Genomic DNA, 21081 nt, shown 5'->3' with positions numbered 1-21081 from the left:
TACTCGTCGACGACCGCACCATGGAGGACGCTCGGCGCCTCCCACCACCGGCGGTGTCTCTGCACGGACCATGGAAGGAGCGGGGATCAATGGAGGAGAACCCGGAAGAGGTCGTCGCGCGCCTGGAGGCGGTGGCGGCGGACTCGGAGGGCCGGATCACGCTGCGTCCGGCCGTGACCGACGCCCAGATGTCCTCGTGGCCGATCAGCGTGCCCGATCACATCCGCGCCTTCTTCCGGAGGACCGGTGGCTTCGTGGTCGGGGAGGAACGTCACGACTTCCACTTCGATCACCCCGACAACCACGTTCCGCTGGTCAACGAGTTCTGGCCGCTGAGAGAACCCTCCGCGAGCTGGATCCTGCACAGCAACGGCGCCGCGACGACGTACTACGTCGACGTCGACCCGGAAAGCGGCGCCTGGGGGCGGGTCTTCAGCTTCTGGGAAGAGCCCTATGTCCGCCTGGTCGCCCCGAGCTTTCTGAGCTGGGTGGACAACCTGGTGGCAGGGGCACGTTCGGCGCTGGAAGCGGCCGGCCCCGCCGGACTCGAAAGCGCGTTCAGGGACTGGTTGTACAACGGCGACGACTCGCTGTCCCGCGACCCCTCGGCCACGGTCGTCCCCCTCTCCGTCCCAGAGGCCCGGGCCTCCGGTGACGCGGAGCTCGCCGAGGTCGCCGCGAGGCTCCCGGACGACGCCTTCCTGGCGGACCTGCGAGAGGCGGACTGTCCCACCGAGGTGCCGTTCGCCCATGTCCTCCCCCTCGGCGAGGTGGCGAGCTACAACTGCTTCCACAACGGGCGCTTCCTGGCGGCGACGGTGATCCCCGACGTGTGAGCACCCGGCGGCCGTCCCGCGGAGGCACTCCGCCCCGACGGCCGCCCCGCCGCAAGGGGGAGAAGCCGTCATCGAGGTGAACGATCCGCCTCCGCCGCCTGACGGCTTGATGTCGGGCCCCTGGGCCCTGGGGACCAGAGGGCCCGCCGACCCGAGCGGGGACGACCCGGGCCCGGCGCTCCCCTGACCGCTACGCAGGGTCACTGATCCGATGCCGAGGACTGACGTTCACGTCCACGCCAGCCCTCGATGATCACCCGCGGTGACAGGGTGAACGCCGGGCCCCGGGGGTCGGGGCCCCGGCTCCCAGGCCCTTCCGGCAGGGCTCGGCATGGGCCCCAGGGCCCTTTCACGCCAATCGGCGAGTCGGCGAAGATAAACCGTCTTCGCTTCGTCACCGATATGGAGCCGAGGACGTCGACCATTTTTGCCGATGATCCCCAGAGAAAATCTATGGCGTTGACGTACAAGGCGGATGCCCATGCGGCCGGTGCGGTGGTGGCGACCGCAAGACCGGCCGGTTCCACGGCTCCGCGTATGCGAGGGGGACGGCCGCAGACACTGCGGCGACACAAACGCGGCGGCCAGGCCGGCGCCGCGCCGGAGAAGGGCCGCACGAGCGGGTTCGCGTTCGATGCGCCCTTGCCCCGGGATTGACCGGCAGGAGTCGATCTATCTGAGCCCGGTTGGACCCTGGATCGGTCCACCCGGATTGGCGCGCGCCTGAACGGCCTGGTCACCCGCGCCCCGGCGGTCACGGCAGATCACGGACCACCGGAACGACTCCACCGGCGGCGAGCACCCGGATCGCCGTTGTTCACGGAACTGCCACAAGCGATGAGGAGCGGAGCCAACGACGACTCTCCCCTGCCCGTTGAACCAATTGATCGTCCCTTGCATATTCGCTCTCCAAGGATGTGGGGTGTCTTGCTTTGTCTAACAACGAATCGGTAACAGAACGGATCGACTCCGCGATCTCGGGCTTCTTCGAGCCCGTGGCGGCGAAGCTCCAGGAATGGGTCTTCTACGAGGTCAACCTCTTCGGCCAGAAGTTCCCCTGGATCGTCGCCTGGCTCGTCGTGGCCGGCATCGTCTTCACGCTGTACTTCCGCCTCGCCCAGGTCCGCTACATCGGCGTGGCCGTCAAGCTGGTCAGGGGCAAGTGGGAGGACAAGGACGCCCCCGGTGAGACCAGCCACTTCAGGGCACTGAGCACGGCCGTCTCCGGCACCGTCGGGCTCGGCAACATCGCCGGTGTGGCGATCGCCGTCTCCATCGGAGGCCCCGGCGCCACCTTCTGGATGATCCTCTGCGGCGTCCTGGCCATGGCGACCAAGTTCGTCGAGTGCACCCTCGGGGTGAAGTACCGCGAGGTCCACGCCGACGGCACCGTCTCCGGCGGTCCGATGCACTACCTGAGCAAGGGGCTCGCCGAGCGCGGGCTGCCCGCCCTCGGCAAGGTGCTCGCCGCCGGCTCCGCCATGATGCTGCTGTTCTTCACCTTCTTCGGCGGCAACCTCTTCCAGGTCAACCAGAGCCTCGAGCAGCTCACCGCGGTCACCGGCAAGGACGACAGCTTCTTCGCCAGTGCCGGCGGTGCCCTCCTCTTCGGCATGGCCATCGCGGCCATCGTCGCCCTAGTGCTCATCGGCGGGATGAAGTCCATCGGCGCCGTCACCGGACGCCTGGTCCCGGCGATGGCGATCCTCTACGTCAGCGCCTGCCTGGTCGTCATCGTCACCAACATCTCCCAGCTCCCGGACGCCATCGGCGCGATCTTCAAGGGGGCCTTCGCCCCGGAGGGCGTCGCCGGCGGTGTCATCGGCGCGCTGATCATGGGCTTCCGGCGGGCCGCGTTCTCCAACGAGGCGGGCATCGGCTCGGCCCCCATCGCCCACTCCGCCGTGAAGACCCGCCACCCGGTGACCGAGGGCCTGGTCGCCATGCTGGAGCCGTTCATCGACACGGTCGTCATCTGCACCATGACGGCGGTCACCATCGTCATCGCCTCCCCGGCGAGCTACGAGGCCGCCCGCAAGGCCTCCGAGGCCGGCCAGCCGCCGTCCGACGGCGTCTCGCTGACCTCCGACGCGTTCGAGTCGGTCGTCTCCTGGTTCCCCTACGTCCTGACGCTCGCGGTGCTGCTCTTCGCCATCTCCACGGTCATCACCTGGGGGTACTACGGCCTGAAGTGCTGGACCTACCTGTTCGGACGCAGCAGGACCAGCGAGCTGATCTACAAGGTGATCTTCACCGTCATGGTGATCAGCGGTGCGCTGCTCTCCCTGGGCGCGCTGGTCGACATGGCCGACGCGTTCCTGTTCATGGCCGCGGTGTTCAACATCATCGGCCTGTACATGCTCGCCCCGGTCGTCAAGCGGGAGCTCAACTCCTTCCTGGAGTACATCAAGAGCGACGCCGGCAAGAAGGCCGAGAACAAGGCCAAGGTCCTGAGCACGGACTGACGTCACCCCGGCTCGAGGGCCTGTCCACTTCCCCGCCCTGGACAGGCCCTCGTTCCTTTTCCGGCCCCGGCCGGACACGGGACACCGCGATCTACGTAAGGTCATCGGTTACAGTAGGCGCGTGCATCTGTACTTCCTCTGAGGACGACACGGCTCGGCCGCCTGTTCCAGGCGCCGCCGGGCACGTCCGCCGTCGTCTCTCACTTCCGGGTTCCCCGTCTCCGCACGGCCGTGCCGAGACGCGCGGGAGCCTGGCCTCGGAGGAAGCCATGTCCCCCGTCACTTCTCATCCGGCCCGTGCGCGGGCCCATCTCAACGCCACCGATCTGCGTCTCTCCCGCGGCGGCCGGCCGGTCCTGACCGGCGTGGACCTGACCGTCTCCCCCGGCGACCGGCTGGGGGTGGTCGGCGAGAACGGCCGCGGGAAGACCACGCTGCTCCACGTGCTCGCGGGGAGGCTGGCTCCCGACTCCGGCACCGTTCACCGGGCGGGCACGCTGGGCGTCGCCGACCAGGAGATCCCGATCGGCGGCGACCGTACGGTCGGTGACCTGATCGACGTCGAACTCTCCCAGGTACGCGCGGTGCTGCGCGCGTTCGAGTCGGCGACCCTCGCCCTGGCCGAGGAACGGCCCGGTGCCGAGCACGCCTACGCCGACGCGCTCAGGGCCGCGGAGTCCATCGACGCGTGGGACGCCGACCGCCGCGTCGAGATCTCGCTGGCCGCCCTCGGCGCGGTGACCGACCGGGCCCGGCCGCTGGCCGATCTCTCCGTCGGGCAGCGGTACCGGATCCGGCTGGCCTGCCTGCTGGGCGCCGGGCACGACCTGCTCCTGCTGGACGAGCCCACCAACCATCTCGACGCCGGCGGCCTCGACCACCTGACCACCAGGCTCCGCGATCACCCGGGCGGTGTGGTGCTGGTGAGCCACGACCGGGCGCTGCTGTCCGACGTGGTCACCGCGATGCTGGACCTGGACCCGACCTGCGACGGGCGGCCCCGCGCCTACGGCGGCGGGTACGAGGGCTACCGGGAGGGGCGGCGCGCCGAGCGGGAACGCTGGGAGACCGCCTACCGCGACCAGCGGCTCGAACGGCAGCGCCTCGCGCAGGACCTCTCCGCCGCCCAGAACCGGCTGTCCACCGGATGGCGGCCGGAGAAGGGGACCGGCAAGCACACCCGCGCCACCCGCGCGCCGGCACTGGTCCGCGCGGTGCACCGGCGGCAGGAGGCGCTGGAGGCCCACGTCGTCGATGTGCCCGAGCCGCCGCTGCGGTTCCGGATGCCCCGGCTCGACGCACCGCCGGGGGTGACGCTGCTGCGAGCCGACGACATCACGGTGCGCGGCAGGCTCGAAACGCCCCGTTCGGTGCACCTGCGCGCAGGCGACCGCCTGGTGGTGACCGGCCCCAACGGCTCGGGCAAGTCGACCCTGCTGTCCGTTCTCGCGGGGACCGTGGCCCCGGACTCCGGCACGGTACAGGCGAAGCGGGGCGTACGCGTCAGGCTGCTCTCTCAGGAATCGCCGCCGCCGTCGCGGCAGCGGGCCTTCGAGGTCTACGAGGCCGCCCTGGACGGGCTCGTCGCCTCGGGGGAACTCGACGAAACCGGCTCGGCAGGGCTGGGTAAGCTCGGCCTGCTCCCGTCCGGGGCCGCGCACCGTCCGGTCACCGAGCTGTCGATCGGCCAGCGGCGGCGGCTCGACCTGGCCGTCCTGCTCGCCGCCCGGCCACAGGTGGTGCTGCTCGACGAGCCGACCAACCACCTGTCGATGACCCTGGTGGAGGAGCTGACGCAGGAGCTGGCCGTGACGGGCGCCGCGGTGGTGCTGGCCACCCACGACAGGCAATTGCTGCGCGACACGGCGTCCTGGCCGCGACTCCGGCTTTGACGGCAGGTCCCGAGCCCGGCCGGAGTCCGGGCTCGGGGCGTCACCAGGATCGAAAGTCCCGGCGACGCCCGGTCGCCGCAAGTGGACCGCCCGCGCCCAGCAGGGCGGCTTGACACTCACTTGGGTACTTACCCAACGCGTCAGGGCCGCCTCCATCAACGGAGGCGGCCCTCAACTGGCGCTCTACAGGCGCGATTGGACTCGAATCACCCCAGCCCCCCATCAGACCAGGTCAGCAAGCCCATTTACCTGCCCACGAACAACCGCCAACGTCCGCCAGCATCCGCCGAGCACCATCCCCAACGTCAGTCAGGCACCAACGGCGGCCATCTCGCGCGAAGCCCACCCTGATCATCAGGACAGAGCTGAAACCCAGCGCATACTGACGACTTCTCTACACGATCAAGGCTTCCCGCCGGATCGAGCACATGGATTCGGGCAAAGCGGACGTGCGGCCTGTTCCGGCCGATCCCACTACCCCGGAAACCAGGACATCCCTCGGGTAGCAGTAGTAGTCTGCCCGGATACGGGAGGGATATCCATGACAGGGAAGTTTGCGCTAGTTGCCGGCATTAGCAACTACAGAGAGCGCTGGCAGACTCTAGATTTCTGCGAGAACGACGCAGTTCAAGTCGCTGAGATACTTACATACCCGGAATACGATTTCCACGTCACGAAGCTCCTCAACGAGGAAGTGACAAAAACCGCCCTACTGCGCTGGCTAATTGAGGCAAGGAGCTCCGGCGCCAAGCAGATCTTGTTCTATTTCGCCGGCCATGGTGTTGTAACTGATCTCGGTTCCTTCTTGGTCACCTCTGATAATCAAGAATTTGACGAGGGTATCTCACTCCGAAACCTATTGAGCATAATCGAACCTCCAGCCGGATCGGAGACTGAAGCGGTAATCGTACTTGATACGTGCCATTCAGGTGATGCTGCTAGCTCCAGCATTAATCTTATCTCTCGACAGCTTTCTAATTCTGATCTCGTAGCAGCAATTCGAGACTCAGACGCATCAGCAGCTGTGGTGGCTGCATGTGAGGCCGAGCAGTCGGCCTGGGAATATGCGAACCTAGGTCACGGCTTGTTCACGTACCACCTTCTAGATGCAATGCTCGGCAGTGCTGCCGACCATAAAGGCGATGTCACTGTGCACAGCCTCTATGACGTGATTTCTCGCAATATGGAGAACGGTGACAACAGACAGCGTCCCGTTTTCGGCGGCCGAGTAAGTGGGCGTGTCGTCCTAGGCCAGGGTTTTGACCCTGTGCTGACAGCGCCTCGCCCCGAAGAAGAATATGCACAGATAGAGGCCGAGGCTAACGAGCATCTGGAAAAATACAACAGGATTCGTACGTCTGGCTCTGACGTCTGGGTCGAAACAGGCTACCGTATCGCTTGCAAGAAGCTGGAATCTATCAACACATGGTTTGAACGAAAGGAGACCATTCAAGGAATCACCCAAAGAGCGGGCTTTCGCCGCGCAAAGTCCACTATGCTCAGGTTTCAGAGTGAGCTTGGCGTAGTGGAGACGGGAATGAACACTCCGTGGGGAAAACTCGAGCGACAGATCGGCGCAGGCGGGTTCGGAAAGGTCTGGCTCATAGCAGACGGCGATCGTAAGCTCGCATACAAGCTTTACCATGCCAACGAATTGAGCGACAAAGAAAAGGTCAGAAGGTTTAGGAACGGCTACGATGCAATGAGAATGCTTCACCATCCAAGCATCGTCAACGTCCATGACTACGCCGCATGTCCGCCTGGTTTTATCATGGATTATATCGAGGGGCAGAATCTACGAGAATTGGCACCCGGAAACTACATGGAGTCGGCTGACATTCTTGCGATTCTCCTGACAGCTGCTGAAGCAATCGAACATGCACACAATAACGATGTCATTCACCGGGACATCAAGCCCGAAAATATTGTCTGTTCATTGAGTGAAGATGGGCGATATGTTCCCTCACTGACAGACTTCGACCTTGCCTGGTTTAGCACTCAGACACAAAGAGCCACCAAGACAGCCATGGGTGTCATCTATTACGCCGCTCCTGAACAATATTTTTCCTTTAACCCGAAAGTCGCCAGGAGCAAGACTCCCGCCCTGGATGTCTATTCATTTGGCCAACTCATGTATTTTTGTTTGACCAACAAAGACCCCGACCCGGTCAATATTTCAAATAACATCGGAAATCTCAATCGATCTCTATTTCAGTCGTGCTCCGCGGAGGGCGCAAAGGAGATAATTGAACTCTATGAGAACTGTACACGTTTTTCGCCCGAGGAGAGGATCCAATCTTTCGGAGAGGTAATAATTGCCCTGGGACGCATCATTCAAGGACTTTCTCATACTGAACGCGACGGGGCAATCTCGTTCGAGCAGTATATTGGCGAGGTCGCGTATCAGATGACTGGCCACGTGCCGCAAAGTGGCGCCACATCATTCACCAATTCAGCACGCACTTGGGCGATAGGCGCACAATGGAAGGAGGGCCGACACGACAGGAGAAGAGATGCCGGAATCATCTCACTCCATTTTAAGCCTATCGTTAGAGTAGCGCTCGAAAATGTTGCGAATGAGCGAATGCGAATGATCCTGAACCGCTCCATCGATCGCGCGATTGCCGAGTATGGGAACCGGGCTCAGCGTCATCCAGGGCGACAGGGGGAATTTGAATTTTTCCTTGACTGGAGCGTCAAGAGCGTCACGCGACGCGATGCTCTCGAATTGTGCGAAGCGCTTCGCAAGGTCCTGGCGAGCCTTTCATATTAAGCTGAAGGAGACTCCGGGGGCCGATACGCACTGGTCGACGCGGTCGATGGCGGCCGCGACCGGGATGTCGCAGTCGGCGGTCTCGCGGATCTGGCGGGCGTTCGGCCTCAAGCCCCACACCGTGCAGACGTGGAAGCTGTCGAGTGACCCGCAGTTCGTCGGCAAGGTCCGCGACGTGGTCGGCCTGTACCTGAATCCGCCGGAGAACGCCCTGGTACTGGCGGTGGACGAGAAAAGCCAGATGCAGGCGATCGGCAGGACCGCTCCCGATCCTGCCGATCATGCCCACCACCCCGGCCCGGATGATCCACGACTACGTCCGGCACGGCACCACCAGTCTCTTCGCCGCCTTGGACCTCTCCTCCGGGTCGGTGATCGCCCAGCACTACCGGCGCCACCGCCGTCAAGAGTTCCTGCGGTTCCTCAAGCTCATCGATGCCGCCGTGCCCAAGAGCCTGGACCGTCACCTGGTGCTGGAAAACCACGCCACCCACAAGACGAGCAGGTCAAGAAATGTCTGATCCGCCACCCCCGCTTCCACCTGCACTTCACCCCGACCAACTCGTCCTGGCTCAACCTGGTCAAGCGCTGGTTCGCCGAGCTCACCAACCGCAAACTCCGCCGCTCCGCCCACCGCAGCGTAATCGCACTGGAACGCGACGTCCGCGGCTGGGTGAACGAGTGGAACAAGGACCCCAAGCCGTTCGTGTGGATCAAGACCGCCGACGAGATCCTCGAAACCCTCGCCGCATACTGCCAACGAATTAACGACTCACAACATTAGCCAGCCTTGCGCAGTCGCTCAGGTCACCGGGCTGGTCAAAGACCTCCGGTGTGCGGAGCCGTCTCTCCGATCCGGGCAAGTCCGCGATCGGCGTGGAGATCCCCAACCCCGCCAGGACCTAACCAGGGTTTATGGGTGATGGCGGTTGGGTGAGTGGACGGACCGGTGGCGCGGGCGTATGCCGGTGGCATGGCCAGATACCCCCAGGGCGGCGGGCTGACCGCCGTCGGCCGTGACAAACGAGAACAGGTGCGGATGCAGGCCGCGCAGTGGTTCGGCGAGGGACGGGCCAACGTGTGGATCGCCGCCGAGTTGCGGGTCGGGCTGCGGCAGGTGGAGAAATGGCGGCAGGCCTGGCGCCAGGGCGGCGCGGAGGCGCTGCGGTCCAAGGGCCCGCACGGGCGGCCCCGGCTGGACGAGGCGCAGTTCGCGCAGTTGGAGGCCGAGCTGAACCGAGGCCCGGCCGCGCACGGTTACGCCGATGACCAGCGATGGACCCTCGGCAGGATTGCCGCGCTGATCACCGATTTGTTCGGGATCGGGTACTCCTTGCCAGGGGTGTCGCTGCTGCTGCGCCGTAACGGCTGGTCGGTGCAGGTCCCCGGACGCCGCGCGATCCAACGCGACGAGCAGGCCATCTCGGTGTGGAAAGAGCAGGTGTGGCCGCAAGTGGAAACATCGCGGCGGACCTGGGCGCCTGGATCTGTTTCGAGGACGAGACCGGTCAAGGGCTCAGGCCGCCCAACGGACGCTCCTGGAGCCGCCACGGACACCGCCCGCTGGTGAGGGTGCACGGCGGACAGCACGGCGCCCGCGTCTCGGTCGCCGGCATGGTCTGCTACCGGCCCGGCCACCGGTCCCGGCTGATCTACCGGCTGCCCCACTACCACCGCCGCACCGGCGAGCGTGTCTCCTTCTCCTTGGCCGAGTACAAGCGGATGCTGCAGGCCGCCCACCAGCAGCTGCCCGGCGGGAAGATCGTGCTGGTGTGGGACAACCTGGGCATCCACCGTTCCACGGCGATGCGCGAGTTCATCGACGCCCACTCCGACTGGCTGACGGTGTTCCACCTGCCGGCCTACGCCCCCGAACTCAACCCCGCCGAAGGCGTGTGGTCCCTGCTCAAACGCTCCATGGCCAACCTCCTGGCCACCGACCTGGACCACCTTGCCAGCATGGTCAAGCACCGCCTCAAGGTCATCCAGCACCACCCCGCGTGATCGACGGCTGCCTATCCGCCACCGGCCTGACCTTGACGACACCCCACCCGCCATGACCAATTAATCCTGGTTAGTGTGCCTGGGAGATGTGGTGCGCTCAGAGGCCGCCACCGGCCAGACCCACCCGCTGGTGGTGGGCCTTGGCAAGGGACGTCGAGGGCCGCACCATGTTGGCGAACCTGGCCAAGATGCCCCACACCCTGATCCTTGACGCCACCGGCACGGGCAGGTCCTCCTGCAACGGGCTGATCTGCAGCGTGCTGCTGCGTGCCAACCCTGCCAGGTCCGCATGATCCTCATCGACCCCAAGCGGGTCGAACTGATCCAGTACCGCGGCGTGCCGCACCTGCTCCAGCCGATCATCACAGCCCCAAGAAGGCCGCCGAGGCCCTGGAGTGGGTGGTGGGCGAGATGTCCCGCCACTACGACCTGCTCGCGCGCAACAACGTCCGCCACCTCGACCAGCCGGGCGCCGAGAAGCTCCTGGGCGCCAACGACGCGCTGTTTCAGCCCGAGGGGCACCAGCGCACCGATCCACCTGCAGGGCAACTACGTCTCCGACCAGGAGATCAAGACCATTGTCGGGCACTGCAAGAAACAGCCGCTCAACGCCCCTGGCGCGGCGACCACCCACCACGCCCCGACACCACCACCGAAGACGACGGCAGCGGTGGAGAAGGACCTCACCGTCCCCCAGCCGCTCTCCCCCATCACTGGCAACGCCGAGCTCGCTGCCACGCCCAACAACACCAACGAGATCGAGCCGGACCCGACCGACGACACGCCCGTCCCCACACCGACGTCGACACCCGAGCCCACCGGCCCGACAAACTGATCGGCGTGCTCGGGGCGCTGGCCGGGCCGGCCTGAAGGCCGAGGCGTGGACGCCGCGGGAGCTGCGGCACAGCTTCGTGTCGCTGCTGTCGGACAGCGGCATGTCGTCCGAGGACATCGCTCGCCTAGGGCGTGTTTCGAAGTAGGTGGAGCCATTCGTTGATGGCGGTGATCTCAAGGACCGCCTGGTAGCGGACGGAGAGCTTGTCGTATCTGGTGGCCACGGCCCGGTGGCGCTTGAGGCGGTTGATGCCGCACTCCACGGCATGGCGGCCCCGGTAGTCGGCCGCGTCGAAGGCGGGTGGACGACCGCCGCGGCTGCCTCGCCGCGACCGGTGCCCGGCCTGGTCGGCCGGCACCGGGATGGTGCTCGCGATACCGCGGCTGCGCAGGTGGGCCCGGATCGCCCGGGACGAGTAGGCCTTGTCGGCCCGTACCCGATCCGGCCGGGTGCGGGGACGTCCCCGCCCGGTCCGGGCGACGCGGATGCCTGCCATCACGGCTGAGAACTGTGGCGCGTCCCCGCACTGCCCGGCCGTCACCACCAGCGACAGCGGCATCTGCCCCTGTTCACAGGCCAGATGCACCTTGGTCGACAACCCGCCGCGCGAGCGTCCCAGCGAGTGATCACCCGGCTCGGTGACCACGCCGCCGGGTGGCTCGCGCTGCAGGTCACCGCGTTGCCGGGCTCCGGCGGCGTGCTGGTGGGCACGCATGATCGTGGAGTCGACGTTGACCTCCCAGGTGATAAGCCCGGCCGCATCCGCCCGTGTCTGCAGGGCGGCCAGGATCCGCGCCCAGGCACCGTCGCGCTGCCAGCGGCGGAACAGCCCGTACACCGCCTGCCAGGAGCCGTAGCACTCGGGAACGTCCCGCCACGGCGCACCGGTCCGCACCCGCCAGCGGATCCCGTCGATGAGCTGCCGTCTGGTCCATTTCGACGGTCGACCCGGCCGCCTGGGAACGGGCAGCAGCGGCCCCAGGATCGCCCATTGCGCGTCGGTCAGATCGAACCGCCTCGTCACCGCTAAGGTGGCCACGAGGTCTCCGGTTTCAGGTTCTTCTTGGTCGATGAACCATCTACCGGAGACCTCACTGCGTCCGGCTCACAACACGCCGACGCTCACCTCACTTCGAAACACGCCCTAGTGGGCCACAGCAGCACCAGAGTGACCGAGACCGTCTACCGGCACCAGCTGAGGCCGGTCCTGGAGGTCGGTGCCACGCGGATGGACCGCCTGTTCCCGGGGCGGCCCGCCGGAACCTAGTCAGGCAGGTTGTCAGGCACGGACGAGAAAGCCCCGTTCCGGAACTCTCGGAACGGGGCTGACCTGCATCTACGCGCGTGGCGATGTGCTCCCGCGATTGGACTCGAACCAATAACCTGCCGGTTAACAGCCGGCTGCTCTGCCGATTGAGCTACGCGGGATCGGGACGTCCGGCGGGGCCGCTGGCCCCGTCCGGCGCGTCTAGGTTAGCGCATCCCGGGAGGTGTTCGCGCACTCATCAACCGCGCGCGACTGTGAGGGCGGTTCCTGGGTATGTGGGGTGGCACGAATACGCGGCATAGGGGGTTGATCGGCTATGAAGCACCGCACCACGTTCGTCGCGGGTGCGGCTCTCGGCTACGTCCTGGGGACCAAGGCCGGGCGCGAACGGTACGAGCAGATGAGGCGGGCGTCGCGCCGGCTGGCCGAGAACCCGAACTTCCAGGAGGCGGCCGGGGCGATCCGGGCCAAGGGCGAGGAACTCGCCGGGGCCGCCAGGGAACGGGCGCCGGAGCAGCTCAGGGAACGGATTCCGGGGCTGCACCGGGAGACGCCTCCGGAGTACGAGGATCCGCGGCGGGAGGCGACGCACCCGTAGGTTCAGAGGCCGGTCTGGCGGCGCAGCCCTTCGAGGAGCTGTTCGGCCTGGGCTCGCAGGCCCGGGTCGGAGGGGTCCAGGCCGGCCTCGAAGACGAACGACCAGCGCACCTCGTCCCCGTCGACGGGGCGGCGGCCGGCGATCCGGACGGTGCCGCCGCCCGGCAGCCGGGCGGTCTGGCTCACGACGACGGTCGCCGTGACGCGCTCCCGGACGATCTCGGGGACGGAGCCGGGCTCGGTGAGCCGGACGTGGTGCTCGGGGCCGCCGGAGGTCTCGTGGACGTGCAGCCAGCCGTCCTTCCAGGACGCCTGGTCGACCTGTTCCCAGGGCAGGCGCAGGAACTCGCCGGAGGGCGTGGGCAGGTGCAGGGCCGTGGAGGTCGCGACGACGTACGAGCCGCCCCGGGTGGGGGCGGTGGCCAGGGTGCGCTCGCCCCGTCGCAGGGTGAGCCTGTCGCGTACGGGGGCCGGCGGGCGGCGGGAGAGGCGCATGTCACCACGGTAAACGATCAGGTGGCGCGGCGGGCCGCCAGCAGGTCCAGGACGAGGGCGGCGGACCAGCTGTAGTCGTGGCTGCCGCGGCCGGTGCCGTCGAACGGGTCGAAGTACTCGCGGAACCCCGACTGGCGGACCAGGCGGAGGGTGGAGCCGCGGAGCAGGTCGGCGATCACGGGGAGGCCGTGGCCGAGGGCACCGCGCCACAGCAGCCAGTTGGTGTTGATCCAGGTGGGGCCGCGCCAGTAGCCGCCCCGTTCGAACGCGGGGTCCTGGATGTCGCAGGTGGGGACCGGGTACCCGGCGGCCCCGGCGAACCGGGACGACAGGAGCAGGTCGATCAGGTCGCGGACGACCGTGCCCGGCAGCTCCGGGTCGAGGAGGGGAACGAACCCGGCGACGCCGACGAACGGGAGCAGGCGGCCGTCGCGCAGGTCGCGGGCGCGGAAGCAGCCGGTGCCGGCGTCCCACAGCCGGTCCAGGAGGGCCCGGTGGACGTGCCCGGCCCGCTCGCGGTGCGGTACGGGGTCACGGCCGATGATCTCGGCGATCTCGGCCAGGGCGTGGGTGGAGGCGAGGTAGGCGGCGTTGACCAGGGGGTCCTCGATGAGGAACGGGTGGGCGTCGCGCATGTAGCCCGGCTGGTAGCCCGCCTCCCGCAGGAGGGTGACGAGCCATACGTAGCGGTCGTAGTCCTCGCCCGTGGGGAGCGGCTGGGGGATGCGCTGCGGCGCGTAGAGGGCGGGAGGGAGCTGGAGGGCACCCAGGGGCCGGTCCCAGCACGGGCTGTTGTCCATGCCCGATTCCCAGGGGTGGCAGATGGCCACCAGGCCGCCGTCCTCCATGTCGCGGCACCGGGCCAGGTAGCGGTGCTGTTCGACCAGGGCGGGGTAGAGGCGCGCCAGGAAGTCGCGGCTGCGTTCGGCCTCGGCGGGGGTGGCGCATTCGTGCAGGTGCAGGGCGGCCAGGGCGTGCAGCGGGGGCTGGGTGAGCCCCGAGGTCCGGACGTCGTGGGGGGCGCCGGGCTGCTTGTCGCTGCGCCACAGGTCGGGTCCGGGGAAGTAGGCGTGCCGGGGCAGCGTGCCGTTGAACACGATGTGCGGGACGAGGCCGTCCGCCCACTGGCCGCGGAAGAGGGACAGCAGCTCGCGTTCGGCGCGGTCCCGACGGTGCCGGGCCAGGCCCATGCCGACGAAGACCGAGTCCCAGCTCCACTGGTGCGGGTAGAGGCCGGGCGAGGGGATGGTGGCCGATCCGGTCCAGTTGGCGTCGAGGACCCCGGCCGCGGCGTTCCACAGCGCGGTCTCGTCGCCGGTCAGACGGGCAGTCATGGGCCCGGCCAGACCCCCGTTCACAGGTGCGGGTGAGGAGGTGCGCCGAATGGCGCGGTGTTTGTCTTGTCTACCCGGTTGTGACCCTGAATGAACGCTCGGCGCGGTCCAGCAGCCAGCCGACGATCTCCTCCCCGGCGGCGACGCCCCGGGCGCGGGTGACGGTGGTGGACGGGGAGGTCCATCCGGTGTCGTGCAGCTCGCCGTGGGCGGGCCGGACGGAGGCGTCCGCGGCCTCCAGCAGCTCGATGTCGAGGAGGGAGTCGCCCGCGGCGAGCATGGTCCCCGCGCCCGTGCGGCGGGCGACCTCGGCCGCGGCGGCGGCCTTGGTGAGGCTCGCGGGAAGGCAGTACACCTTGCGGCCCTGGAGGGAGGTCCGCCAGCCGCGTTCGGCGCACCAGCCGGTGAGGTCGCCGACCCAGTCCGGGGGCAGGGCGGCCCGGTCGACCACGGTGTAGGCGAAGAGGTCCGAGGCGGTACGGCGCTTGAGCACGAACTCCCCGCTGACGCGCCCGAGGTGCTCGCGGACCTCCGCCAGGGCGGTCGCGGTCTCGGCGACGCGGGCCCGGACGGCCGAGGACCAGTCGGGGTCGTCGGCGCCGTCCACCATGATGTGCCCGCCGTTGGCGCAGATGGCGTACGGGGACGGCTTGTCGAGAAGGTGGACGCGGGCGTACTGCTCGGGCGTCCGGGTCGTCGTGGGGACGAACGTCGCGGCCGAGGCGAGGGCCTCCAGGCCGTGCGCGGCGGTCTCGGTGACGTACGAGAGGGGCGCGGCCTGGTACAGCTCGACGCAGAGCAGCCGTGGCAGGTCCGCGTCCGGGCCGTCCAGGCCCAGGGCGGCGGTGGAGTAGATGAGCGTGCGGTCCAGGTCGCAGCACACCAGCACGCTCACTGCACGGCCCCCTGTCCGAAGCGAGGATGGATCAGGCCCACGCAGGCGTAGGGGATCGCGTCCGGTGCGACCTCCACGACGGGTACGCCGCGTTCGGCGGCCAGCAGCCGGATGTGGGCCAGGTCGGCGCCGGCGCCGGCCCTGGCGAGGATCTTCCAGGGGACGCGGCGCAGCAGCACCCGGGTGGTCTCCCCGACGCCCGGCTTGACCAGGTTGAGGTCGTCGATGCCGTGCGCCCGGCCGACGCGGCGGACCGCCTCCCAGCCGGACCAGTCGGGCGCCCGGTCGGCGGCGAGCAGGCCGGGGAGGTCCTTGGCGACCCGTGCGGCGACGTCGCCGAAGCGCGCGCACACCGCGTCCAGGAACTCCCCGGACACGTCGGCGCCGGCCAGCTCGGCGTAGAACTTGGCGCCGTGGAAGTCGCCGGGGCCGATCAGCCGGGCGTTCAGGACGGTACGGCTGACCAGGCCGGAGACGGTGGAGTTCAGGCAGGCGGACGGGATCAGGAAGTCGTCGCGGGTGCCGTGCAGGGGCGTGCAGCGTCCCGGGTCGGCCAGGACCGCCAGGTCGGCGGGGAAGCGGCGCCCGGTCGCGGCGGCGTGGGCGCCGAGGGCGGCGGTCAGCTCGCGGGCGATGGCGCCCTTGCCCGTCCAGCCGTCCACGAACATCACCCGCGCCGGATCGTGCCGGGCCGCCAGGTGGGCGAGCGCCACCTCGTCGATGCCGCGCCCGCGGACGATGCTGACGGCGTAGTGCGGCAGGTCGAGCCCGTGGGCGAACCGTGCCCAGCGCCGCAGCAGGATGCCGACGGGGGTGCCGGCGCGGGCCAGCGACACCAGCACCGCGCCGGGCCCGCGCTCGGCGAGGACCATCTCGGTGACGACGCCGGCCGCGTAGGCCAGGCGTTCGGCGGAGGCGTCGAGGGCCTGGTGGAAGAGCTTCTGGTACGCGGGGCTCGGCTGGTACTCGACCGGGAGGGATTCGGCGTAGTGCGCCCGGCCCGCCTGGATGGCCGCCTCCCGTTCCTCCGTGGACGCCTCCAGGCGCACGGCCGACAGGTCCTTCAGGAGCCAGGCCACGTCTTCGGCCGGGTAGCTGCCGAAACGGGGGCCGTACAGCGGCTCGGGCGCCCTGCCGCGGTACGACGGGAGGACGGCCGTCACGACCGGGGCGAGGCGCGCCAGCCGGTCCAGGAGGCCGGAGGCCAGGGCGGGGGTGTCGGCGGCGTCGTCGACGACGAGCACGATCGCGTCGAAGGCCCGGGACGGGTCGGCGCCGGGGTCGACGTTGTAGGCGTAGCGCTCGCCCGGCCCGTCGGCCGGGTCGTCGTGCGCGGGGAAGGCCAGGCGGGTGCGGATGGCGTAGCCGGGGTCGTCCACCGCCAGGACCGGTGAACGGGTGGTGGTCGAGTAGCGCACGTCCACGCCGTCCGGCAGGAGGTCGGCGAGCGCGCCGGCCAGGCGCAGCGGCGCGTACATCAGCTCCTCGAAGCCCAGCACGAGGATCCGCGCGCCCGTGCCCGCCTCCCGTACGGCGCCGGTCGCCTCCAGGCCGGCCGCGACGCGCCCCGCCATCGCCGCCAGCTCCTCCTCCAGGCGCCGGCGGTGCTCGGGGAGGAAGCCGTGCCGCCCGCCGTCGGGCAGCCCGTCCGGCCAGCCCGGGTCCACCCGCGTCACGGGGAACGGCGCCGGGAGGTCCTCCGGGGCGGGGGCGCCGCCGCCGGACAGGCCGGCGACGAGGGCCTGACCGGCCTCCAGGACTCCGGCCGGGAGCGCCACTCCGCCGGAGGCGAGGGCGACGACGTCGAGGCGGACGCCCAGCTCGGCCGCGAAGGCGCCGATCGCGGCGCGGTCCTCCTCACCGCGCAGGTCGGCCAGGGCGGCCACGACGTAGTGGCGGCGGGGACGCGCCGCGTGCAGGGCCCGCACCGTGTTGATCACCGTGCGGCCGGTGGACAGCTCGTCGTCCACCAGCACCAGCGGGACGTCCCGGTCGAAGAACGCGGGGTCGCCGGGCAGGAGCAGGTGGCTGGTGGCGTGGCTGTGCTCCTCCTCGAAGCCGCCGGAGGCGCGGAACCCCTCGACCGGCCGCCGGGTGGAGTGCAGGTAGCGGGCGCCGCCGAGCGCGTCCGCCACCGAGTGACCCAGCGCCGTCGCGGTCTCGGCGTAGCCGAGCACCAGCGCCTCCACCGGCTCGCGTGCCGCGCGCCGTTCGACCAGGCGGTCGCGCAGCGCCGCCGCGGCGCCCCGACGCCCGCGCAGGGCGGCGGCCAGCAGATCGTGGACCTCGCCGTCCCCGGCGGCCGCCGGTTCCGGCGCCGGTTCCAAGTCCGGGTCCAGGTCCGGGTCTAGGTCCGGGTCTAGGTCCGGTTCCCTGGTCAGGCGCCCGTGGACGAGCTCGCCGAGCAGCAGCCCCGCCCCGTACACCAGGCGCGGATCGGTCGGGACGTGCTTGCCGAGCACGGCCGAGACCAGCAGGTGGGCGCGGCGCGGGTTCCGCCGGACGGCCAGGCCGACCAGGTCGGCGAGACCGGCGCCCACCGGGCGCTCGCGGTCGTCGAGCCGGACTTCCAGGCGGGCCGTCACCCACTCCCCCGTCCAGGGAGCGCCGGCACGGCCGCTCACCGGCCGCCCGCCGCGTCGAGCAGCTCGACGAACGTCACGCCCTCGGCCGCGACGCCGAAGACCTGGGCGCGCAGCATCAGCCGCTCGGCCCAGGTACGGTGCGGCTTGGCCTCGTTCATCTTGTTGGCGTAGACACTGGCCATCGCGCCTCCCCCGGACTCACCGACGATGTCGGAGGCGTCGCAGTACTCCTCGTGGGTCACCACCGAAAGCGCGTGCACGGCCGCGACGTGGCTGGGGTGGATGACCGTCTTGCCCATCAGCCCGTTGGCCTTGTCCAGGTGCACCTCGCGGATGAGCCCGTCCATGTCCGAGGTGATCAGCCGCTGCCGCAGCGGCGCCGCGCTGAGGGCGTCGAACGGCGTCTGCCGCAGCTGCGGCTTGAACATCCGCTCCCCCGCCGAGAAGTACTCCCAGACCGGACCGGTGACCACGAACCCGGTGCCGTCGGCCCGGCCCAGGATGTTGACCACGTCGGAGATCACCCCGGCGACCGGGCCGATGTCGTAGATGGTCAGGTCGGGCGGGCGGCGCAGCCCGTAGGCGGCGGACATGTCGGTGGCGCCGATCCGGACCGCCAGCACCCGCTCGCGGTGCTTGGCCAGCAGCCGCGCCACGTCCTGCAGCAGTTCGGTACGGGTCTCCCGGTAGACCGCCTGGCGGCTCTCGATCACCGGCATCGCCAGCAGGCGGAGACCGGTGCGGTCGGCGGCCTCGGCCACCGCCTCCAGGAACGCTCCACCGGTGGACGCGGTGAACTTGGGCAGCACGAATCCGCTGACCAGCCCGGCGGCGGCGCCCAGCCGTACGATCAGGTCGCCGATCTGCTCGGGGGTGCGCACCCGCACGAACAGCAGCGGCGGCTCGCGGCCGGTGTCGTCCAGCCGCCCGAGCTGGGCCACCAGGTTGGCCTCGGCCGCCGCCAGATCCCCGTCGGCGACCGCGTCCTCCAGGCACAGCACCATGCTGGTCACGCCGCGGCGGGCGGCCTTGGCGATGTCGCCGGCCAGGCCAGGCCGGATCGCCGGGCTGTAGAGCGTGGCGCCGAGCGCGACCGCCAGCACGTCCGGAGGGTCGTGCCGGTCGAACCCGCGGGGCTGCCGGAAGAACAGGTGCTTGCGGTGCAGCGCGTCGACGTGGTCAAAGTGCCGCATGCAAGCCGGTTCTTCCCGGTCGGTTCGGCGCCGCGCTCACAGGTGGGCGGCGACCGTCGGGAGGAGGTGCTGGAACGTGCGGCCGTCCGCGGTGGCGCCGATCGCGGTCATCGACCAGCCCTGCCCGTCCCTGGAGACCTTCGCCATGATCTGGGCGTTGTGCCGTCCCGCGCCGCTCAGGTCGTAGCGGGCGATCTCCTGCCCGGTGGTCTCGTCCACCAGCCGGCAGAACGCGTTGGCGATCTGCGAGAAGTCCTGGCCGGTGAACGAGTTGACGGTGAACACCAGCTGGACGATGTTCGCCGGCACCGACGCCAGGTCGACGTTGATGACCTCGTCGTCGCCCTCGCCCTCGCCGGTGAGGTTGTCGCCGGTGTGCAGCACCGAGCCGTCCTTGCTGCGCAGCTGCCGGAACCACACCGAGTCGGCGAGGTTGCCGCCGGCGTCGAACATCAGGCAGGAGGCGTCCAGATCGATCGACTGCGCCTTGGAGCGGCCGAACAGGCCCTTCTTGGCGATGGCGTCCCAGCCCAGGCCCATCTTGACGCGGGTGAGCCCGCCGCCGCCGGGCTTGGCCAGCGAGACCTTCTGTCCCTTCTGCAGGGAGATCGACATCATCAGCTCCTTCGGTGAGACGATCGATGACCCGTGGTTCCCGCTTTCGTGCCGGGCGGGCCGCCAGGGCGGCACCGTCCTTCGGTGCCGGGCCCGGGACCGCGGCCCGGGGGCCGCGGTCACGAGCCGGCGTTCAGACCTTCGTGTTCAGACCTTCGCGTTCAGACCTTCGTGGAGTGCAGCGGCTTGCCCTCGCCGTCTCCGGACCCCGCGTCGCCCTCGCCCGTGGAACGGTTGCGGATCACCGAGCTGGCGAAGGCCGCGATGATCAGGCCGGCGCCGAGCCCGCCGGTGATCCACTCGGGGACGTGGTGGGCGATGCTGATCAGCATGCACGTGGCCAGGGCGCCGATGGCCCAGTGCGCGCCGTGCTCCAGGTAGACGTACTCGTGCAGGGTCCCCTTGCGCACCAGGAAGACCGTGAGCGAACGGATGTACATCGCGCCGATGCCCAGCCCCAGCGCGATCACGATGGGGTCGGTGCTGATCGCGAACGCGCCGATGACGCCGTCGAAGGAGAACGAGGCGTCCAGCACCTCCAGGTAGAGGAAGAGGAAGAAGCCCGCCTTGCCGGTGGCCAGTGCCAGGTCGCTGGGACCCTTGCGCGCCGGGATCGCGACCTCGCCCTCGGCCCCGTCCTCGCCGTCCTCGTCCTCGTCGTCGCCGATCTCGCCCGCCCCGGAGAACAGCTCGCCCAGCCCGTTCACCAGGATGTAGGTGACCATGCCGAGCACTCCGGCGATCATGACGTCGCCCGGGTCCTTCGCCCACAGCCCGGCGACCAGTGCCAGCGAGCCGCCGGCGACGACGACCGCCAGCTGCTCGAGCTTCCCGATGCGGGCCAGCGGACGCTCCAGCCAGGGCAGCCACTTGTGCGCGTGGTCCTCGAACACGAAGTTGAGGAACAGCATCATCAGGAACATCCCGCCGAACGCGGCGATCGTCGGGTAGGCCGACTCCATCGCGGCGTGGTACTTGTCCGGGTCGTTCAGCGCGAGGTCGAACGCCTCGATCGGACCGAGCCCGGCGGTGATCACCACGATCAGCAGCGGGAACACCAGGCGCATGCCGAAGACCGCGATGGCGATGCCGATGGTCAGGAAGATCTTCTGCCAGAACGGGCTCATCCGGTCGAGCACCTTGGCGTTGACCACGGCGTTGTCGAACGAGAGCGAGATCTCGAGGATGGCCAGCACGGCCACCAGCGCGAACCCGGCGAGCCCGCCATAGAAGAAGGCGGCGACCAGGCCCAGGGCGGTGATGGCGAAGGACCAGCCGAAGGTGCGAAGAATCAT

At 69.1% G+C, this 21081-nt stretch carries 15 protein-coding genes, 1 tRNA gene and 2 pseudogenes; 9 read left to right on the top strand and 9 right to left on the bottom strand.

What is annotated here, in order from left to right:
- Nucleotides 1–89: 89 nt before the first annotated feature.
- From IW256_RS11065 to IW256_RS11030, 8 genes and pseudogenes are all read left to right on the top strand, one after another.
- On the top strand, nt 90–836 hold the full coding sequence (locus tag IW256_RS11065; RefSeq protein ID WP_197010871.1) for an SMI1/KNR4 family protein: 747 nt from the start codon (nt 90–92) through the stop codon (nt 834–836).
- 932 nt (nt 837–1768) lie between these two features.
- Nucleotides 1769–3301, top strand: a complete 1533-nt coding sequence (locus IW256_RS11060) for an alanine/glycine:cation symporter family protein (protein WP_231403738.1) — start codon at nt 1769–1771, stop codon at nt 3299–3301.
- A 269-nt stretch (nt 3302–3570) separates the two neighbouring features.
- Entirely contained in the window at nt 3571–5193 is a 1623-nt protein-coding gene (locus IW256_RS11055; RefSeq protein ID WP_197010869.1) for an ABC-F family ATP-binding cassette domain-containing protein, read from the top strand.
- 541 nt (nt 5194–5734) lie between these two features.
- Nucleotides 5735–7966 (top strand): protein kinase domain-containing protein, encoded by a 2232-nt coding sequence (locus tag IW256_RS11050; protein WP_197010868.1) that lies wholly within the window; start codon nt 5735–5737, stop codon nt 7964–7966.
- Between the two features lies 1 nt (nt 7967).
- Nucleotides 7968–8750: pseudogene (locus tag IW256_RS41025) on the top strand (IS630 family transposase); the annotation flags it as partial.
- Between the two features lie 189 nt (nt 8751–8939).
- On the top strand, nt 8940–9536 hold the full coding sequence (locus IW256_RS11040) for a winged helix-turn-helix domain-containing protein (RefSeq protein ID WP_231403737.1): 597 nt from the start codon (nt 8940–8942) through the stop codon (nt 9534–9536).
- Nucleotides 9428–9970, top strand: a complete 543-nt coding sequence (locus tag IW256_RS11035) for an IS630 family transposase (protein ID WP_307829391.1) — start codon at nt 9428–9430, stop codon at nt 9968–9970. The genes IW256_RS11040 and IW256_RS11035 overlap by 109 nt, the downstream gene beginning before the upstream one ends.
- A gap of 70 nt (nt 9971–10040) precedes the next feature.
- A pseudogene (locus IW256_RS11030) lies at nt 10041–10432 on the top strand (FtsK/SpoIIIE domain-containing protein); the annotation flags it as partial.
- A gap of 497 nt (nt 10433–10929) precedes the next feature.
- Here IW256_RS11030 and IW256_RS11025 read toward each other — a convergent pair.
- Nucleotides 10930–11844, bottom strand: a complete 915-nt coding sequence (locus tag IW256_RS11025; protein WP_420535401.1) for an IS5 family transposase — start codon at nt 11842–11844, stop codon at nt 10930–10932.
- Between the two features lie 316 nt (nt 11845–12160).
- Nucleotides 12161–12233, bottom strand: a tRNA-Asn gene (locus IW256_RS11020).
- Between the two features lie 155 nt (nt 12234–12388).
- Between IW256_RS11020 and IW256_RS11015 the strand changes: the two genes are divergently transcribed.
- The gene (locus IW256_RS11015) at nt 12389–12670 is read left to right on the top strand and encodes a YtxH domain-containing protein (RefSeq protein WP_197010865.1); all 282 of its coding nucleotides are present in this window, start codon (nt 12389–12391) and stop codon (nt 12668–12670) included.
- 2 nt (nt 12671–12672) lie between these two features.
- On the opposite strand, the gene IW256_RS11010 is transcribed toward IW256_RS11015, so the two are convergent.
- From IW256_RS11010 to IW256_RS10975, 7 genes are all read right to left on the bottom strand, one after another.
- A complete protein-coding gene (locus IW256_RS11010; RefSeq protein ID WP_197010864.1) occupies nt 12673–13164 on the bottom strand; it encodes a hypothetical protein in 492 nt (163 codons plus the stop codon).
- Between the two features lie 17 nt (nt 13165–13181).
- Nucleotides 13182–14498, bottom strand: a complete 1317-nt coding sequence (locus IW256_RS11005; RefSeq protein WP_197010863.1) for an MGH1-like glycoside hydrolase domain-containing protein — start codon at nt 14496–14498, stop codon at nt 13182–13184.
- Nucleotides 14499–14568: 70 nt separating this feature from the next.
- Nucleotides 14569–15393: an HAD family hydrolase gene (locus tag IW256_RS11000; RefSeq protein ID WP_197010862.1), complete on the bottom strand. Its 825-nt coding sequence runs from the start codon at nt 15391–15393 to the stop codon at nt 14569–14571.
- Nucleotides 15390–17978 (bottom strand): phosphoribosyltransferase, encoded by a 2589-nt coding sequence (locus IW256_RS41020; protein WP_307828839.1) that lies wholly within the window; start codon nt 17976–17978, stop codon nt 15390–15392. The genes IW256_RS11000 and IW256_RS41020 overlap by 4 nt, the downstream gene beginning before the upstream one ends.
- Before the next feature lie 35 nt (nt 17979–18013).
- A complete protein-coding gene (locus tag IW256_RS10985) occupies nt 18014–19171 on the bottom strand; it encodes an HpcH/HpaI aldolase/citrate lyase family protein (RefSeq protein WP_197010861.1) in 1158 nt (385 codons plus the stop codon).
- 36 nt (nt 19172–19207) lie between these two features.
- Nucleotides 19208–19786 (bottom strand): TerD family protein, encoded by a 579-nt coding sequence (locus IW256_RS10980; RefSeq protein WP_197010860.1) that lies wholly within the window; start codon nt 19784–19786, stop codon nt 19208–19210.
- A gap of 161 nt (nt 19787–19947) precedes the next feature.
- Nucleotides 19948–21081 (bottom strand): DUF475 domain-containing protein, encoded by a 1134-nt coding sequence (locus IW256_RS10975; protein WP_197010859.1) that lies wholly within the window; start codon nt 21079–21081, stop codon nt 19948–19950.

Origin of the sequence: Actinomadura viridis, assembly GCF_015751755.1 — a bacterium.
Taxonomy (GTDB): Bacteria; Actinomycetota; Actinomycetes; order Streptosporangiales; family Streptosporangiaceae; genus Spirillospora; species Spirillospora viridis.
Note: the sequence above shows the minus strand (reverse complement) of the source record. Positions and strands in the feature narration are given on the sequence as shown.

What these genes read in the sequence shown, in the direction of transcription:
- IW256_RS11040 (WP_231403737.1), top strand. Translation starts at nt 8,940, where the DNA reads ATGGCCAGATACCCCCAGGGCGGCGGGCTGACCGCCGTCGGCCGTGAC.
- IW256_RS10975 (WP_197010859.1), bottom strand. Translation starts at nt 21,081, where the DNA reads ATGATTCTTCGCACCTTCGGCTGGTCCTTCGCCATCACCGCCCTGGGC.
- IW256_RS10980 (WP_197010860.1), bottom strand. Translation starts at nt 19,786, where the DNA reads ATGTCGATCTCCCTGCAGAAGGGACAGAAGGTCTCGCTGGCCAAGCCC.
- IW256_RS11050 (WP_197010868.1), top strand. Translation starts at nt 5,735, where the DNA reads ATGACAGGGAAGTTTGCGCTAGTTGCCGGCATTAGCAACTACAGAGAG.
- IW256_RS11065 (WP_197010871.1), top strand. Translation starts at nt 90, where the DNA reads ATGGAGGAGAACCCGGAAGAGGTCGTCGCGCGCCTGGAGGCGGTGGCG.
- IW256_RS11015 (WP_197010865.1), top strand. Translation starts at nt 12,389, where the DNA reads ATGAAGCACCGCACCACGTTCGTCGCGGGTGCGGCTCTCGGCTACGTC.
- IW256_RS10985 (WP_197010861.1), bottom strand. Translation starts at nt 19,171, where the DNA reads ATGCGGCACTTTGACCACGTCGACGCGCTGCACCGCAAGCACCTGTTC.
- IW256_RS11005 (WP_197010863.1), bottom strand. Translation starts at nt 14,498, where the DNA reads ATGACTGCCCGTCTGACCGGCGACGAGACCGCGCTGTGGAACGCCGCG.
- IW256_RS11055 (WP_197010869.1), top strand. Translation starts at nt 3,571, where the DNA reads ATGTCCCCCGTCACTTCTCATCCGGCCCGTGCGCGGGCCCATCTCAAC.
- IW256_RS11010 (WP_197010864.1), bottom strand. Translation starts at nt 13,164, where the DNA reads ATGCGCCTCTCCCGCCGCCCGCCGGCCCCCGTACGCGACAGGCTCACC.